General features: G+C 66.7%; 12 protein-coding genes. 6 read left to right on the top strand and 6 right to left on the bottom strand.

The features are described from left to right. Positions 1 to 45: 45 nt before the first annotated feature. Positions 46 to 324 carry a Cro/CI family transcriptional regulator gene (locus tag G3446_RS19250; protein ID WP_164454473.1) on the bottom strand — a complete coding sequence of 93 codons (279 nt, stop codon included), beginning with the start codon at positions 322 to 324 and terminating at the stop codon, positions 46 to 48. A 14-nt stretch (positions 325 to 338) separates the two neighbouring features. On the opposite strand from G3446_RS19250, the gene G3446_RS19245 reads away from it, so the two are divergent. The 3 genes from G3446_RS19245 to G3446_RS19235 all read left to right on the top strand — a co-directional run bounded on the left by G3446_RS19245 (position 339) and on the right by G3446_RS19235 (position 3,956). Then, positions 339 to 797: a helix-turn-helix domain-containing protein gene (locus tag G3446_RS19245; protein WP_164454471.1), complete on the top strand. Its 459-nt coding sequence runs from the start codon at positions 339 to 341 to the stop codon at positions 795 to 797. A 655-nt stretch (positions 798 to 1,452) separates the two neighbouring features. Continuing rightward, positions 1,453 to 1,779, top strand: a complete 327-nt coding sequence (locus G3446_RS29230) for a helix-turn-helix domain-containing protein (RefSeq protein WP_164454469.1) — start codon at positions 1,453 to 1,455, stop codon at positions 1,777 to 1,779. A gap of 1,358 nt (positions 1,780 to 3,137) precedes the next feature. After that, positions 3,138 to 3,956, top strand: a complete 819-nt coding sequence (locus G3446_RS19235) for a hypothetical protein (protein WP_164454467.1) — start codon at positions 3,138 to 3,140, stop codon at positions 3,954 to 3,956. Here G3446_RS19235 and G3446_RS19230 read toward each other — a convergent pair. Next, positions 3,933 to 4,115: a hypothetical protein gene (locus G3446_RS19230; RefSeq protein ID WP_164454465.1), complete on the bottom strand. Its 183-nt coding sequence runs from the start codon at positions 4,113 to 4,115 to the stop codon at positions 3,933 to 3,935. The two genes, G3446_RS19235 and G3446_RS19230, sit on opposite strands and share 24 nt — an antisense overlap. Before the next feature lie 306 nt (positions 4,116 to 4,421). Here G3446_RS19230 and G3446_RS19225 point away from each other — a divergent pair, with 306 nt between their 5' ends. The 3 genes from G3446_RS19225 to G3446_RS19215 all read left to right on the top strand — a co-directional run bounded on the left by G3446_RS19225 (position 4,422) and on the right by G3446_RS19215 (position 9,870). Then, positions 4,422 to 5,552 (top strand): efflux RND transporter periplasmic adaptor subunit, encoded by a 1,131-nt coding sequence (locus G3446_RS19225; RefSeq protein WP_164454464.1) that lies wholly within the window; start codon positions 4,422 to 4,424, stop codon positions 5,550 to 5,552. 12 nt (positions 5,553 to 5,564) lie between these two features. After that, positions 5,565 to 8,714: an efflux RND transporter permease subunit gene (locus G3446_RS19220; protein ID WP_164454463.1), complete on the top strand. Its 3,150-nt coding sequence runs from the start codon at positions 5,565 to 5,567 to the stop codon at positions 8,712 to 8,714. A gap of 718 nt (positions 8,715 to 9,432) precedes the next feature. Continuing rightward, positions 9,433 to 9,870: a CoA-binding protein gene (locus G3446_RS19215; protein ID WP_164454461.1), complete on the top strand. Its 438-nt coding sequence runs from the start codon at positions 9,433 to 9,435 to the stop codon at positions 9,868 to 9,870. Between the two features lie 302 nt (positions 9,871 to 10,172). On the opposite strand, the gene G3446_RS28995 is transcribed toward G3446_RS19215, so the two are convergent. From G3446_RS28995 to G3446_RS19195, 4 genes are all read right to left on the bottom strand, one after another. Continuing rightward, on the bottom strand, positions 10,173 to 12,065 hold the full coding sequence (locus tag G3446_RS28995) for a TraC family protein (RefSeq protein WP_342450159.1): 1,893 nt from the start codon (positions 12,063 to 12,065) through the stop codon (positions 10,173 to 10,175). Continuing rightward, a complete protein-coding gene (locus tag G3446_RS28750) occupies positions 11,947 to 13,323 on the bottom strand; it encodes a TraC family protein (RefSeq protein WP_280818854.1) in 1,377 nt (458 codons plus the stop codon). The genes G3446_RS28995 and G3446_RS28750 overlap by 119 nt, the downstream gene beginning before the upstream one ends. Next, a complete protein-coding gene (locus tag G3446_RS19200) occupies positions 13,324 to 14,283 on the bottom strand; it encodes a TraK domain-containing protein (RefSeq protein ID WP_164454459.1) in 960 nt (319 codons plus the stop codon). A gap of 42 nt (positions 14,284 to 14,325) precedes the next feature. Beyond that, on the bottom strand, positions 14,326 to 14,658 hold a 333-nt coding region (locus G3446_RS19195; protein ID WP_245232603.1), incomplete at its 5' end, for a TraE/TraK family type IV conjugative transfer system protein.

The raw sequence follows: 14,658 nt of genomic DNA, 5'->3' as shown, positions 1-14,658 counted from the left end.
CAACCCAGGCGGATCAGTCGCGGCGCCGATGGCGGTGCACAGACGTCAGTGACATGCTGTCTGATCACCTGAAGGCACAGGCTGCGGCCCAAAGAGGTCGGGGCGTAGCTCGTGCAGCGTCCAGCGCCCTTTGCGCGCAATGCAGACGGCGCTGCGTAGCGGGATGCGCTCGGACCACTGTGCCACCGCCTGCTTGCTGCAGTCGGCCTCTTTCGCCACCGCGGCCAAAGTGCCCAGCGTGGCCATCAGGTCGGATTTGGTGATCATGGCGAAAAGTAAAGTACTCTCGCCCGAAAAAGTCAATTGACCTTCTCTGATCGTCAAGTAAACTTGTCGCCATGAGCACCGTCGCCGACCGCGTGAAGATCCTTCGCCAAGAACTGAAGCTCACTCAGGCGGCGCTCGGGCAGCGCGCGGGTGGGATTACCAAACAGGCAGTCTGGCAGTGGGAGCGCGGGATCACCGAGCCGCAGTGGGAGGCTCTGAACGCGCTGCAACGCACCTGCGGGGTGAATCCCTACTGGCTCCTGCATGGCACGGCCCCGATGCTCCAGGCGGGAGACGCCACTGCGAGGACGGGGACCTTCCGTGCCGCTCCGTCAGACCATCCCGAGCAACGCCCCCTCGCTGAACTGCTCGATGATCTGTCACGCCGACTGGCCATGGCCGATCCCGCGGTGCGTGACGAGGTGACCCGCCTGGTCCTGCGCTACCTGGAGAACCCACCGGCTGGGACACGGATCGCCAAGGCGATCGAGCTTCTACTCGGGCAGGATGAAACGCCTCCGGACGCTTGACGCCTGCTCTACCCCTCCCCGACGGCCTCGATCCGCCCGCGCCCTGGATAACACGTCGAGCTTGACGCCTGGGCGCATGAGACGTCCCATTCAGACGACGCTCGCTCCCCCGACCACTTGACAGCGGAAGTCAATAGCGCTTCACTCACGATTAGCCCCAAGAGCCCACAGCGGATGAAGTGGGAACCCGCAGCCTCCCACCCTGACCCGCAAGCGGGGAGCGTACAACTGGCACCCATCTTCGGAGGAGCACCACCATGCGTCATGTCCACAGGCGACTCAACCGCCCGCCGGCCTGCTTTCAGGGCCAAGATGGCGGACGACAGGGCGCGGTTCTCTCGGCTCGAGTGCGCCAGCGCCCAGAATGTCCGTTACCCGCTCGCCAGCAGCCCCGCCGGGGTGAGCTCGGGTACCGTGCCAGCGCACCGGGGCGCAGACCGGCGGAGCGGAGGGACTGTTCGAGATGCTCGCGCCAGCGGTTGCACTGAGTCTTGTCCGCCTGATCGCGGCCGCGCCATTAACCGCGCTTTTTTCGCGGTGGTTGACCCTGGGCACCTTCTTCCTGGGCCGCACGGCGAGGCTCCGCCCATCTCCAAGCGGCCAAGCCGTCGCCGTCCCTCTGATGCAGGCCCACTGAGCGCATGGGTGCAGCGCAATGAGAACACTCGACCTGACTGAGGCGTCGGCCTTTCTGCGCATGCATCCGGAGACGCTGCGTCGGCTGGCGGCGGCTGGCGAGATTCCCAGCGCCAAGCCAGGCAAGCACTGGGTCTTCATCGACGAAGACTTGGCCAACTGGCTGCGCTCACGCTACGCTGTGACGGCGCGGGCGGCAGAGCCACGAGGGCAACCGACATGCTCTACCGCAGACCCAACAGCCGTAAGTGGTGGGTGCGATTCACCACGCCAAACGGCAAAGAAGTACGCCAGTCTATTGGCACCGAAGACAAGTAAGCCGCCAAGGAGTACGAAGCGCTGCTGAAGCAGGAGCGCCTTGGGCAGCGGCCCCGCTATACCAGGCAGGAAGCCGTGGTCCGCTGGATCGCGCCGGGGGCGACAACAGCGCCCGGCGCTCGAGCGGCTCCTCACAAGGCATTTCACCGTCCTCGGCGGCCAGCGCGCGCTCCTTCCAATCACTCCGGCTCTTCTCCGGCTTTCCAGGTATCGCGCGACTTCCTCACCACTTGGTCCAGACGGCTGGCCGAGCGCTTGAAATCCGCCATCGCTCTACGCTGTCGCGACCGGCGCCCGACGCTCTATCTCGGCGCATGTTTCTCGCTATTTGCGACCGCGTCGAGCACCGCCCGAGCGGCTCGGCAGACGCAGCCCGACCCTCTGGCCCCCCGACACGGTGATTGCACGAGCGAAGCAGGGGGATTCTTGGTAAGATCGCGCGCCCTCAGCTCAAGCTGACTGGTTGTGCCATGCGCCTCGCGGAAACTGGCGACGAGTTTGGGATCGTACAAGGCGTGGAGACCACTCTTGCTATCCAGACGCATCAGTCGGTGACGCTCATCGTACTGCCGGACAACGACTGAGCTCTTGGCCCAAAGGTGTGCCGGATAATGTGCCGGCACACCGCTGGAGATGATTGAATCAGGACTGTTCAGGGCAGGTTTTGCACAGTGCGCGAGCGGCTAACCTGTTGAATTAAAAGTGACTCGCAGCCGTAGCTCGGATTCGTAATGCGTGGGTCAGCGGTTCGAATCCGCTCATCGGCTCCAAAATTCAAAGACTTAGAGGCGCCTCAGGGCGCCTCTGTCGCGTCTAGACGCCTATTTCGCCTCCCGCAGTGGTGCCTGCGGGCACGACCCACGAAACACTCGGGGTTGGCGTGTTCCGTGCGCCATCGCCCCGGTGATCGGTTCAGAGGAAGAGCGCGATGATTTGGTGGCCAAGGTCCGTCTACGAAACTCTCCCTTAAGCTGGCTCAGCCGCTGGCGCGGCTTGCGTGTTGAAGACGTCCAACCCCCTCTTCTCGTGTTCTTCGGCGCGTTGCTCCTGCTCGTCAACGCGCTCGTCTTGCGGATGCGCCGGGTCAACCGACGGTCTCAGCGGCGCGCCTTCTGATCGCTCGACCGCGAGCAGTCTACCGATTGGCGGGGCGATCCCAGGAAGCGAAGAATCTGCCGGCTGATGGGCCTCGCAGTAGCCGTGATGCGACTCACCGTCGATCCCATCGCAATATCGGATGAGACTCTCCTGTGGGAGATGGAGGAGTGCGCCAGGACAAGCAGACCCTCGAGCGCGACCAGCTGCGTCTGAGCAGGCAGGGAGAGGCGTTTTGGGAGCAGTTGCCAGCGCCCGAGCGAGACCGGCGGCGAGCGCGGCAAGAAGAAGATGGCGATCCTGGGCGCGGTCTATGGGATCGCGCCGTGCGTGCGTGTGCCCGCGCAGGTGCTCGCGGCGCTGTTTGCCGATGCCGCCAACACGCTGGCGAGCGTCGCGCGGCCCAAGCCTTTGGACAAGCCTGTGCGCGCCTGCCTCAAGAGCGATGAGGCCGAGACCATCGCACCAGAGAACGCGGAGATCTTTGCCTGGATCGCGCAGCAGAACGCCTTGCGCGATCCGGATCAAAGCCATCCCACCGTGGTGCTCATCGACGGACAAACCGCCTTCTGGGACGCCGCATGTGCCGCCATCCCGGGCGAGCACGTCACCGAAATCCTCGATCTGCTGCACGCGGCCGGTTACGCCTGGGAGGCGGCTAAGCTGATGCACCCAACTGAGCAGGCGGCGCAACAGGCGCCCAGGCGCGATCTCGAGCACATCCTCAAGGGGCGCGTCGGGCGGGTCATCGCGTCTCTGCGTCAACAGGCGAAGAGGCTCACCCAAGCCCAGCGCGAGACACTCGAGCACATCGCCAAGGATTTCGAGACGCATCATCATCGCATGGCCTATGGCGCCTATCTCGCCGCCGGCTTACCCATCGCCACCGGCGTCATCGAAGGGGGCTGCCGCTGTCTGGTCAAGGACCGCATGGCGCGCGCCGGCATGCGCCGGATCGTCAGCGCAGCGCAGAGCATGCTCGCCTTGCACGGCATCACCCTGAGCGGACTCTGGGACGACTTCGTCGCCTTTCGCATCCGCGAAGATCTCCGCCGGCGCTATGGTCAAGCGACCGCCAATGCCGACTCACACCATGCGCTCGCGGCCTGACACGCCCGCGCTCGGCAGGTTGCACCCGAGCGCGATGATGGCGCGAACCGGTTTGACATCGCCAGTGCGCATCACGTCGAGCCCAAGGGCGCCCAGACTCAGGCCCCAGGTGAGCTTGATACGCACCGGCGGAATCTCGTTGCCGCCGGTCGAGACCATGGCGCTCACCAAGGCGGCGGTGATCCGTGTGCGGAAACGATGTTAATGTGGAGATTCAGGTCACAGGCTGATCCCTTGCCTCCCCAAGGTCGGCGGGGAGCCATGGCTCTGGAGCAACCGACCCATCTAGCCGGGCTTCTTCCTGAAGACAGCCGGTTGGGGAAGGCCCCGGAGCTGGGGAGAACGACAGGGATGTACGGCGCGGAGATCCATGCCGTCGCCCTGACGTCACAATCACCACAGACAGAGCGTGGGGCTGAAGGCGGCACCACGAGCCGCGCGCCCTCGCTCAGCTTCGGATTGCACATGCTACGAACATTGCTTCTTGCTGCGATCGCCGTGGCGATCCTCGTCGGGGCCATCGTCTATGCCAAGCTCGAGCAGTTTTCGGCGATGGGCAAGGCAGCCGAAACCATGGTGCCACCGCCTGAGACGGTGACGGCAATGACGGTGGAGAAGGCGCTCTGGGAGCAGTCGATCGTCGCCGTCGGCACCTTGGCGCCCGTGCAGGGCGTTACCGTTAGCGTCGAGGTCGGCGGACGCATCACGCGAATCGGCTTCGATTCCGGCGCGGACGTCGAGGCGGGCGCTGTCTTGCTGCAGATGGACACCGCCAGTGAGGAGGCCCAGCTCGCCTCGGCAGAGGCCTCGGCCGCCCTGGCCAAGGCCGACCTGGCCCGCGTTCGCGCGATGGACGCGCGCGCGCTCGCCTCGAAGGACGCCGTCGACGCCGCCGAGGCCAGGGCGAAAGAGACCCTGGCACAGGTCGGCAACATGCGGGCACTGATCGCGAAGAAGACGGTCCGCGCGCCCTTCAGCGGCCGCCTCGGGCTGAGGCTGGTCAATCTCGGCGAAGTGCTGAGCGAAGGCGATCCGATCGTGTCGCTCCAGACCCTGGATCCGATCTACGTGGACTTCTCCGTCCCGCAGCAGCAGCTCGGCCGTTTACAAGGGGGTATGAGGGTTCGCGTCTCGACCGACGCCGCCCCGGACGAGACCTTCAGCGGGGCGATCATCGCGGTGAGCCCGGAGGTGGACACGACCACCCGAAGCGTGCGCGTGCGTGCGCAGGTCAGCAACCCCGGCGAGCAGCTGCACGCGGGGATGTTCGCCAAGGTCGAGGTGGTGCTCCCGGATCAGCAGCCCGTCCTGCCGATCCCCGCAACGGCCGTGCTCTACGCGCCCTACGGTGATTCGGTGTTCGTGATCGAGACGCGACGGGACGACGCAGCGAAGACCACCGATCAGGTGCTGCGCCAGCAGTTCGTCCGTCTCGGACGGGCACGCGGCGATTTCGTCGACGTGACCGACGGGCTGAGCCCGGGCGAAACGGTGGTGACCACAGGCGTGTTCAAGCTGAGCAGCGGTATGCAGGTCGTCATCGACAACCGACTGGCCCCCGAGGCCAGCCTCGCGCCGCAGCCGCGCGACTCCTGAGGACGCGCCGTCGTGAAGGGCTTTACCGACCTCTTCATCGCCCGCCCGGTGCTCGCCATCGTGGTGAATCTCCTGATCGTCATCGCCGGGTTGAACGCCTGGAGCACGCTGAGCGTGCGCCAGTACCCGGTGAGCGAGAACGCCTCGGTGCAGATCTCCACCGTCTACGTCGGCGCCAGCGCCGAGCTGGTGCGCGGGTTCATCACCACCCCGCTGGAGCGCGCCATCGGCGCGGCGGAGGGCATCGACTACGTCGAATCCAAGAGCCTGCAGGGCATCTCCATCGTCACGGCCCGCTTGAAGCTCGACTACGACTCGACCAAGGCCCTGGCCGACATCTCCTCGAAGGTCGATCAAGTGCGCAACGACCTGCCCGTCGAGGCGCAGGTGCCGGCCATTAGTGTCCAATCGGCGGATTCCGAGTTTGCCGCCGCCTACTTGAGCTTTGCCTCGGACATCCTCTCGCAGGAGCAGATCACGGACTATTTGATCCGAGTCGTGCAGCCGCGCCTGGCGGCGGTCGCTGGCGTACAACGGATCGAGATCTTCGGCGCGCGCACCTTCGCGATGCGCGTCTGGCTCAAGCCCGAGCGCATGGCGGCGCTCGGCATCAGCCCCGCGCGGGTCCGCGAGGCCCTGGCCGCGAACAACTACCTGGCCGCCATCGGCAGCACCAAGGGCGCCCTGGTGCAGACGACCCTGGCGGCCAACACGGATCTGCGCAGCCCGGCGGACTTTCTCCGCCTGGTCGTCTACCAGAAAGGCGACACCATCGTGCGCCTCGAGGACATCGCCGATGTCGAGCTCGGCGCAGAGGACTACGACACCCAGGTGCGCTACACCGGCCAGACGGCGGTCTTCGCCGGTGTCTTCCCGCAGCCCAATGCCAATGTCATCGACGTGATGCGCGCCGTGCGCGCGGAGCTGTCGGATCTCCAGCAGGCCATGCCAGCGGGCCTCGACGCCAGCATCGGCTACGACGCCTCCGAGTACGTGCGCGACGCCATCCACGAGGTCACCGTCACGCTGACCGAGACACTGCTGATCGTGATCCTGGTGATCTTCCTGTTCTTGGGCTCGGTCCGCTCGGTGCTGGTGCCGGTGCTCGCCATCCCGGTGTCGCTCATCGGCGGCATCTTTCTGATGCAGCTGTTCGGCTTCACGCTGAACCTGCTGACATTGCTGGCCATCGTGCTCTCGGTCGGCCTGGTCGTCGACGACGCCATCGTGGTGGTCGAGAACGTCGAGCGCCACCTGCGCGAGGGCCGCACGCCGCGCGAGGCCGCCTTGGTCGGCGCGCGCGAGCTGATCTCGCCGATCATCGCGATGACGGTCACGCTGGTCTCGGTCTATGTACCCATCGGCCTGCAGGGCGGCCTGACCGGGGCCCTGTTTCGCGAGTTCGCCTTTACCCTGGCAGGGGCCGTGACCATCTCCGGTGTGGTCGCGCTGACCCTGTCGCCGACCATGTCGGCGAAGCTGCTGCGCAGCGCCCAAGACGAGGAGCGCGGCCTGACCGGTTGGCTCAACCGACGCTTCGATGCGTTGCGCGCGGCCTACGGGCGCGCGCTCGGCGCCACCCTGAAGGCCCGGCCTGCGGTCTATCTGGTGTGGATCGTTCTGAGCCTCTGCACCATTCCGATGTTTCTGTTCTCACCGAAGGAGCTGGCCCCGACCGAGGACCAGAGCGTCCTGTTCGGCATCATCAACGTCGCGGCCAACGCGACGACCGATCAGAACGCCCGCTATGCCAAAGCGGCCGAGCAAGTCATGCTCGATGTCCCGGAGACAGAGCAGACTTTCCAGCTCCTGTTCCCCCCCTCGATCGGCGCGACCGTCGGCGCCGACGGCTTCAGCGGTATGGTCGTCGCGCCCTGGGGCGAGCGTACCCGGACAGTCACGCAGATGCTGCCGGAGGTGCAGGCGGAGGTCGCGAAGATCCCAGGTATCCAGGTCTTTATGGCGACGCCGCCGGCGCTGCCGGGCGGCAGCAACTTCCCGGTCGAGTTTCTCATCACCTCGACGGGTGACGCAGACCAGCTCCTCCAGCTTGCCAAAGAGCTGCAGACACGGGCCGCGCAGAGCGGGCTTTTCTTCTTCCCCCCCGACATCGACCTGAAGATCGACCAGCCCCAGGCGACTCTGGTCTTCGATCGGGACAAGGTCGCCGCACTCGGTATGAACCTGGCCCAGGTCGGCGCCGACCTCGCCGTCGCCACCGGCGGCGACTTCGTCAACCGCTTCAACATGGACGGGCGCAGCTACAAGGTGATCCCGCTCATCAAGCGGGTCGATCGCCTGACCAGCGAGCAGCTCGGCAACATCCATGTCGCCGCCCCGAATGGGCAGATGGTGCCGCTGTCAGCCGTCGCCCACATCGAGGACAGTGTCGTGGCGCGCTCGCTCAATCGGTTTCAGCAGCTCAACGCGGTCAAGCTCTCAGGTATGAGCGCCCGCACCCTGGATGAAGCGCTGACCTTCCTCGAAGACACCGCGCGCGAGATCCTGCCACCCGGCTACAGCTATGACTACACCGGCGAGTCGCGCCAGCTACGCACAGAGGGCAACAAGTTCCTGCCGGCCTTCTCACTGGCCGTGCTGATGATTTACCTGGTCCTGGCCGTGCAGTTCAACTCTTTCCGCGACCCGATCGTGATCCTGGCCGGCTCGGTGCCACTGGCGATGTTCGGCGCGCTCATCTTCACCGTGCTGAAGATGCCCGACCCCAATATGCCGCACTGGACCAGCGGCTGGACCACGACCATGAACATCTATGCCGAGGTGGGACTGGTTACGCTGGTCGGACTGATCGCCAAGAACGGCATCCTGATCGTCGAGTTCGCCGGCAAGCTCCAGCAGCAGGGCCTGAGCAAGCTCGAGGCCGTGCATCAGGCGGCCATGATCCGTCTGCGCCCTGTGCTGATGACCAGCGTCGCGACCATCGCCGGACACTTTCCGCTGGTGCTGGTGACCGGCGCCGGGGCCGCGGCGAGAAACTCCATTGGCCTGGTACTGGTCGGCGGCATGGCGATCGGCACGCTCTTCACCCTGTTCGTGGTGCCCTCGATCTATGTGCTGTTGGCCAAGGACAGGAGTCGGGAGTCGTCTCACGATCCCCTGGTACCGAAAGGGCTCGCGGCCGAGTCTGCGCGGAGCGGGTGAGGAGAAGAGTAGAAGAAGATCGGCAATTGCCCTGCCCTGCCGGGCCGGCTCAGTGCGCGCCCTCGCCCGCAATCCAGAAAAGACCGCAAGGCGCTTCGCCCGCGGCGCTGGGCTCCTGCCTCAAGGCGCCCGTCCCGCGGAGCCAACCGTGCTTCTCAAGCTCCGATAAGGGTGTCTGTAAACCGTGAACAGGGTGCGCGTCGGCGATCCGGATGAACGCGGACTGTGACCGAGAGGTCTTGAGTTTCCGCTCTAGGTACACCTGAGTCAGTCCACTTTGGAGCAAGAGCGACCGCTCTGAGTCTTCGTCTATCCTGACTCATCCGGCACCCAGAGAGGCAGGATCCACAGGGTCGCGCTCTCGGGACGACAGTTCGTTAACATCGATCGCTCGCGCAACAGTGGCACCCGTGCCGTCCCCTTGTTCTGACGCCGAGCGTGCAGGACGCTCGCCGACTGCCCCCTGCCTTGGGATTCGTGAACCATTCCCGAGTATCTTACCCAGATATTTCGCAATGCAAACCGCGCATCGGCGCGTTTCAATAGAGGGCCGATCTGCCGCTTCGAGATCAGCAGAGCCGTTGCGATTCAGAATGGCTGCAGGCCCGAGCCGTGCTGATCCCGCGAACTGAAGCCGAGCGCCCCACATCCGCTCCGCAGGCTAATCGAATCACCGGCGTCCACCCATTCTTGCCCCCCATCAATCGGAGTCCTGTCTATGCCCTCGAACTACGAAACCTTCTTCGACCACCAGCGCTTTGCCCTCGTGGGTCGCTCGGCGGTCAAGCCCTTCCCGATCCTAAGCTACCTTGGGCTCAAGCGGCTGGGTAAGACCGTCTACGCGATCGATCCCAGTACCACCGAGATCGACGGTGATCCGGCCTATCCGGACCTAACCGCCCTGCCGGAATCGGTCGAGGCGCTGATCATCGAGACACCCAAATCCGAGACGCGCGACTGGGTCGCTGCGGCCAAGCAAGCCGGGCTCCACGATGTCTGGATCCACATGGCACACGAGACGCCCGAAGCCGTCTCCCTCGCCGAAGAGTCCGGCATCAACCTGCGCACCGGCACCTGTGCCGTGATGTATGTGACGCCAGGACTGACCTATCACAGTATCCACAAGGCGATCATGAAGCTGGCGGGAAAGTACTGAGCCGACGGACGGACGATTGGAGCCGGCGCAGAATGCGGCTCCACAGGACGAAGCCCCGTCTTGGGGCATCGCCTTTCAGGTCGCAAAGGGCACTCGCCGCGGAGGCAGGTAATGACCGGACACCGTCTTCGGCATGAGCTGGCTCCTGAAGCGGCAACCCTGTGCCTCGCGATTGCAGCCTCAGCCCAGCTCAACACGACGGATTCGCCCCGCTCGCGCAGGACATGGCCCAAGCGCCCCTCGCCGCAAGGCAGAGCGATGCGCTCCTGGCCGCGCCCCCATGGGGCGCGCGGTCCGCGACGTCACGGATAAGGCGCGGGCGCGAGCGACAGGACCCTGATACCGGCGAGCTCCGGCAGCTGGGCACCCGCGAGGCTCGGGCCATCCGACGCCCCCGCAGACATCGGCCAGCTGTCCCACCCAACGTACGCAGTCGTTCCGCCCGTCCGCGAGCGGCACTCGGATCCGGCTCTCCCGCGAGAGCCCCGTCTCATCGTAGCCGCACGATCACTCGCCGAGCGCGATCCGCTGGGTAGCCCGTGATCGATCGCCTGCGCCGGCTGGGCCAGGAGAAAGGTGTGCGCCGAGCTCTCGGCGATCGCCCGTCCGGTCGGATGGGCATAGAGGTCGTTGAGCGACTGGGTGACCGTCACCGCCGCTCCGCGGTATTTGCGAAAGCGCCGGTAGCCGGTCTCGATGAAGCGGGCGACATCGCCCTGGCTCAGCAGGTCCCAGGCCTCGTCGAGGATGACGAGCTTCGCCTGGTCGCGCTCGCCGAGGTACATCGCCTGTTGGATCTGATAGATGAGCTGCAGCAGCACCGCCTGCTGGAGGTGCTTGCGGCCCTTGAGCTCCTCGAGCTCCAAGACCACGAAGGGCGCGGAGAACGCGATCGAGTTGGGGCCGTTGAATAAGCGCCCGTACTCGCCCTGGGTGGTGAAGGGATAGAGCTGGGTCCCCAGGTCCTGGAGCCGCGGATCGCTCTCGGCGCTCAGGGCGGCGGCGATCCCGTCGACAGTCATCGCCCGCCCCTCGGCATCCCACAGCGTCTTGAGCACCCGCTTGAGACCCGAGCGCGCATAGTCGTCGAGCCCGCCCGAGGGTGCGATCATGGCCCCGACCAGGGCCGCAATCATGTCCGCCTCCTCGTCCCAATGCACCACCAGCTCGAAGGGATTGAGACAGATCCGCGCCTCCCGGGTGAAGGCCAGGAACTGCACGTCGAGGGCCTCGCAAAGCTTCTCGTAGGAGCGCCCGACGTCGATCACCCAGCAGCGCCCCCCGACCGACAAGGTCGTGGAGATCAACTCATTGGTCAGAAAGGACTTACCGGCGCCCGACTGGGCGGCAATGCAGGCGTTGTAGTTGGAGGCCGAGTCGAACAGCGAGAGGTTCATCAACTGTCCGCCCCGGCTGATGAGGTTCAACACCGGTGTGCCGGTCCCTTTCCAGTCCCCGTGCACCGGCATCAGGTCGACCGCGTGCGAGGCCGCCAGGGTGCGGTAGCGCTGCATGTCACGGATGGCGGTGCGGTCGGCGCCGAAGGGCAGACAGTTGAGAAGCAGCGGCAGGGTGAAAAAGCGGTCGCTCACCACCTGAAAGCCCAGCTCGCGCCAATAGGTGCGCAGGTTCGAGGCGGCGGCGGTGGCCTGGTCCTTGGGCGCGAACAGCACCAATCCCAGGTGCGCCCGCACCGGACGGTCGCCGGCATCGAGACGCTCGAAGAGCACCCGAAAGCCACGCGCCCGCTCGGCCAGGCGCGGCAAATAGACCGCTATCGGTCCGGTCGCCATGTTGGTCGCCCACTGACTTTGGGTCTGGAGCAGCGTCCGAGTGGTCTCCGGCTCGGAAAAGCGGAGATTGAGACACACCAGCAGGTTGTGCGGGATGCCGCGCGTCCCCGAGAAGGGATCGCTCAGATAGCGGGCGGCGATCCCGAAGTGCAGGCGATCGGGAAAACGCTTGACCGACAGGGTCTGCACCCGGCACTCGCCCAGCGTGAGTCCCTGGGCATCGACCTCGATCCCTTGATCCGGGTCCAAGAACTGCTCGCGCAGGATGCGGGTCGGATCGGCCTCAGGTGTCACCCGCTCGCGCCAGGTCGCCTCCGGTCCCCAGTTGAGCAGGCTGCTCATGAGCCGGACCAGGTCTCCGGCCATCAACGGCCGGGGCTGAAGCCCGACGGTGGCGAGCACCTGCTCGGTGCTTGCGCGCAGGTCGAGGGCCGCCTGATGTGCCGGGTGCAGCCGCGCTGGGCAGTGGCGTGGACAGGGGCAGCTTCACCGTCACCAGGACCTGAACCTCGCGCTCCCGGGTCTCGGACTGACGGATGAGGAGGGCTGCGACACCCGCGCGCAGAAAAGCCGCCCGCTCGGCGGTCGCCGCGCGCAGCAAGGGATGACGCAGCTCGGCGCGCAGGCCGTTCATCACCGCGAGCGGTCCCTCGATGTCCGGCGAGGCCCAGAGGATCACCTGCACCAGGGTCTCGCTCGGCCACTCCTGATAGCCATCGACCGGAAACCCGATCATGCCGCCGTCGCGGCGCACGCAGGTGATGACCTCGGTGCGCAGAAAAGCCCGCTCGCTCGAGAGCTCGCCATAGCCAGCCACGGTGATGAAGCACTCGCGCACGTCGGCCCGAAAGCGGTTGGGCAAGATGGCGGTGTGCTTGAGGCGCACCAGGGCCGGATAGGGATCGCGGCGCGCCTGGCGGCCGGTCGGGGCGTCCATGCCGGAGAGCAGGACCCCGCGTAGGAGACTTCCGGCAGGGATCATGATGGCGGTGTCCGCGGGATCGCCGGCCGGCTTGGTGGTTGCAGCCGCCGAGGGCGTTGTCGGGGCCTGCTCGACCACGCGAATCGTCAGTTCCCCGTTGGCCGGCCTGGCCTGGGCGGCCGGCTGCGGGCTGAGCGCACTGAGCGGTGACGCGGGCTTGGGCGCGAAGAGTGCCGGATCATCCAGGGCCGGCGCCTTGGCGGGCGGCGGTGACGCTGGCACGCGCGTAACCGGCTCCGGTGCCTTGGGGGGAGTCGGCGTCTCAGTCAAGGTGCCGGGACGCGTCTCCAAGGCCTCGCGCAACCCGGTGATCTCCTGCTGGAGCGCCTGGATCTCGGTCTGCTGGGACTGGCGCAGCTGCTCGACCTGGCGGTTGAGCGCGGCCGCCTCGCCGGGGCCGCGCTGACGCTCGCGAGTCGTCGCCTGGGCCAGCTCGCGCTCGAGCTGGCTGAGGCGATTGGCCAGCCCGTCGATGCCGAGCGCGCGCGGATCCGCGTCGGTCAGCAGGTAACGGGTGAGCCGCTCACGCGCCTGCTCGGCGCGGCTGCCCGGGGTCGCCGGCTCGTCGAGGGCAATCACCGCGATCAGCGCGACCGCACCGAGCACGGCGCCGATCAGCAGCCAGCGGCGCAGGCCTGGCGAGAGCCGCTCCCAGGTGTCGGTGGGCATCACCGGCATCTAGCGGCCTCCCGCCCGGCGCAGCGACGGACGCTCAGGACGACGCTCCTCCGGCGTCGGACGCCGCACGGCGACATAGAGCTCCACCGCCTCGCCCGGGGCCAACCAGACCCGCGGCCAGACGGCCACCGCGACGGTGTCGCCGTCGAGGTCGGCGCGGCAGGCGCGCTCCTCGATCTCCAGCTCAGTGTCAGTGGTGTTGCGCACCAGGGCCGTGACCAGCCAGAGGTCGCTGCCTTCGAGGACCTGGCCACGGCGGGTCTCGAGGCCGAGCTGGACGCAGGTCACGGTCTCCTGGCGCCGCGCCTGACGCAACCCGTAGCCATCGGGGATCTCCTCGCGCGCCAGGGCGCGCATGGCCTCGGTGAGGGCGGTGACGTAGTCGGGCGCGGTGGCGCCGGCCGGTGCGGACGGCGCGGCGATCGGACTCGGATCCGGCAGCGGGTCGGTCAGGACGAGACGGATCTCGCGCGGGGGAATGCGCCGCGGGGCGAGCGTCAGGGACAGGGCGTGATTCGGATCCGAGGCATCGCTGACGAAGAGGGTCACCGGGCCCTCGCTCGCGGTCGCCACATAGATCGCGGAGCCGTCGACACGGGTGCTGGCGTCGGAGACAGTGCGCACCTGTGGGCTCGGGAAAGGGGTGAGGATGCGGTTGAGATGATCGACGGCGATCTCGAGGATGAGGTTGACGCCGATGGCGGCCTGCACCGTCATGGGACCGACCTCGAGGTGGGGCGGCGTCTGCGTTGACGGCTCGGCCTTCACCCGCAGGAAGCGCCCGCCAACATCTTCCGGGCGCAGGGTTCGCTCACCGGCCAGCACCGCGTCCGGGATCGGCGGCAGCGCGATGCCCGGGTTATCGGGCTGGGCCGCGGCCGCGCTGACACCCGCCATGAGCACAACCAGGGGCGTCAACGCGCGAAGGAGAGAGGTGCGATGAAAGCGGCAGCGCGGCATGGCTCGAGTCCTTGATCGACGGGGTGAAGGGGTGTTGTGGCGTCACGGCGCCGAGATCGCTGGGCCGACAACCGTTGTGGCATCGGCTGTTCGGTCCTTGCGCGCCCGCGCATCCTGGTAGGCATCCAGGTGCGTGATCAGCGGGCGGTAGTTGCGGAAGGCGACCTGGATCTCGTAGGTGCGCGGGCGCGTCACGGGATCGGCGCCGGGGCCGGTGATGACCTGCTTGCCGCTGATGCGCACCCGGTCGCTGGCGGCCTCGTACTGCACCAGCTCGGGGGCGAAGCGCACGCTCACTCGGTCGCGCTGCAGCGCCTCGACCTGGTCGTCGAGGATGGCGGCGACGGCACGGCGCAGCTTGGGGCTCAGCAGGGG

The organism is Thiorhodococcus minor (genome assembly GCF_010820565.1).
GTDB classification, from domain to species: Bacteria; Pseudomonadota; Gammaproteobacteria; order Chromatiales; family Chromatiaceae; genus Thiorhodococcus; species Thiorhodococcus minor.
Note: the sequence above shows the minus strand (reverse complement) of the source record. Positions and strands in the feature narration are given on the sequence as shown.

Excerpts from the sequence above, each read along its gene's own strand:
- G3446_RS19245 (WP_164454471.1), top strand. The coding sequence starts at position 339 with ATGAGCACCGTCGCCGACCGCGTGAAGATCCTTCGCCAAGAACTGAAG.
- G3446_RS29230 (WP_164454469.1), top strand. The coding sequence starts at position 1,453 with ATGAGAACACTCGACCTGACTGAGGCGTCGGCCTTTCTGCGCATGCAT.
- G3446_RS19235 (WP_164454467.1), top strand. The coding sequence starts at position 3,138 with ATGGCGATCCTGGGCGCGGTCTATGGGATCGCGCCGTGCGTGCGTGTG.
- G3446_RS19230 (WP_164454465.1), bottom strand. The coding sequence starts at position 4,115 with ATGGTCTCGACCGGCGGCAACGAGATTCCGCCGGTGCGTATCAAGCTC.
- G3446_RS19225 (WP_164454464.1), top strand. The coding sequence starts at position 4,422 with ATGCTACGAACATTGCTTCTTGCTGCGATCGCCGTGGCGATCCTCGTC.
- G3446_RS19215 (WP_164454461.1), top strand. The coding sequence starts at position 9,433 with ATGCCCTCGAACTACGAAACCTTCTTCGACCACCAGCGCTTTGCCCTC.
- G3446_RS28750 (WP_280818854.1), bottom strand. The coding sequence starts at position 13,323 with ATGCCGGTGATGCCCACCGACACCTGGGAGCGGCTCTCGCCAGGCCTG.
- G3446_RS19200 (WP_164454459.1), bottom strand. The coding sequence starts at position 14,283 with ATGCCGCGCTGCCGCTTTCATCGCACCTCTCTCCTTCGCGCGTTGACG.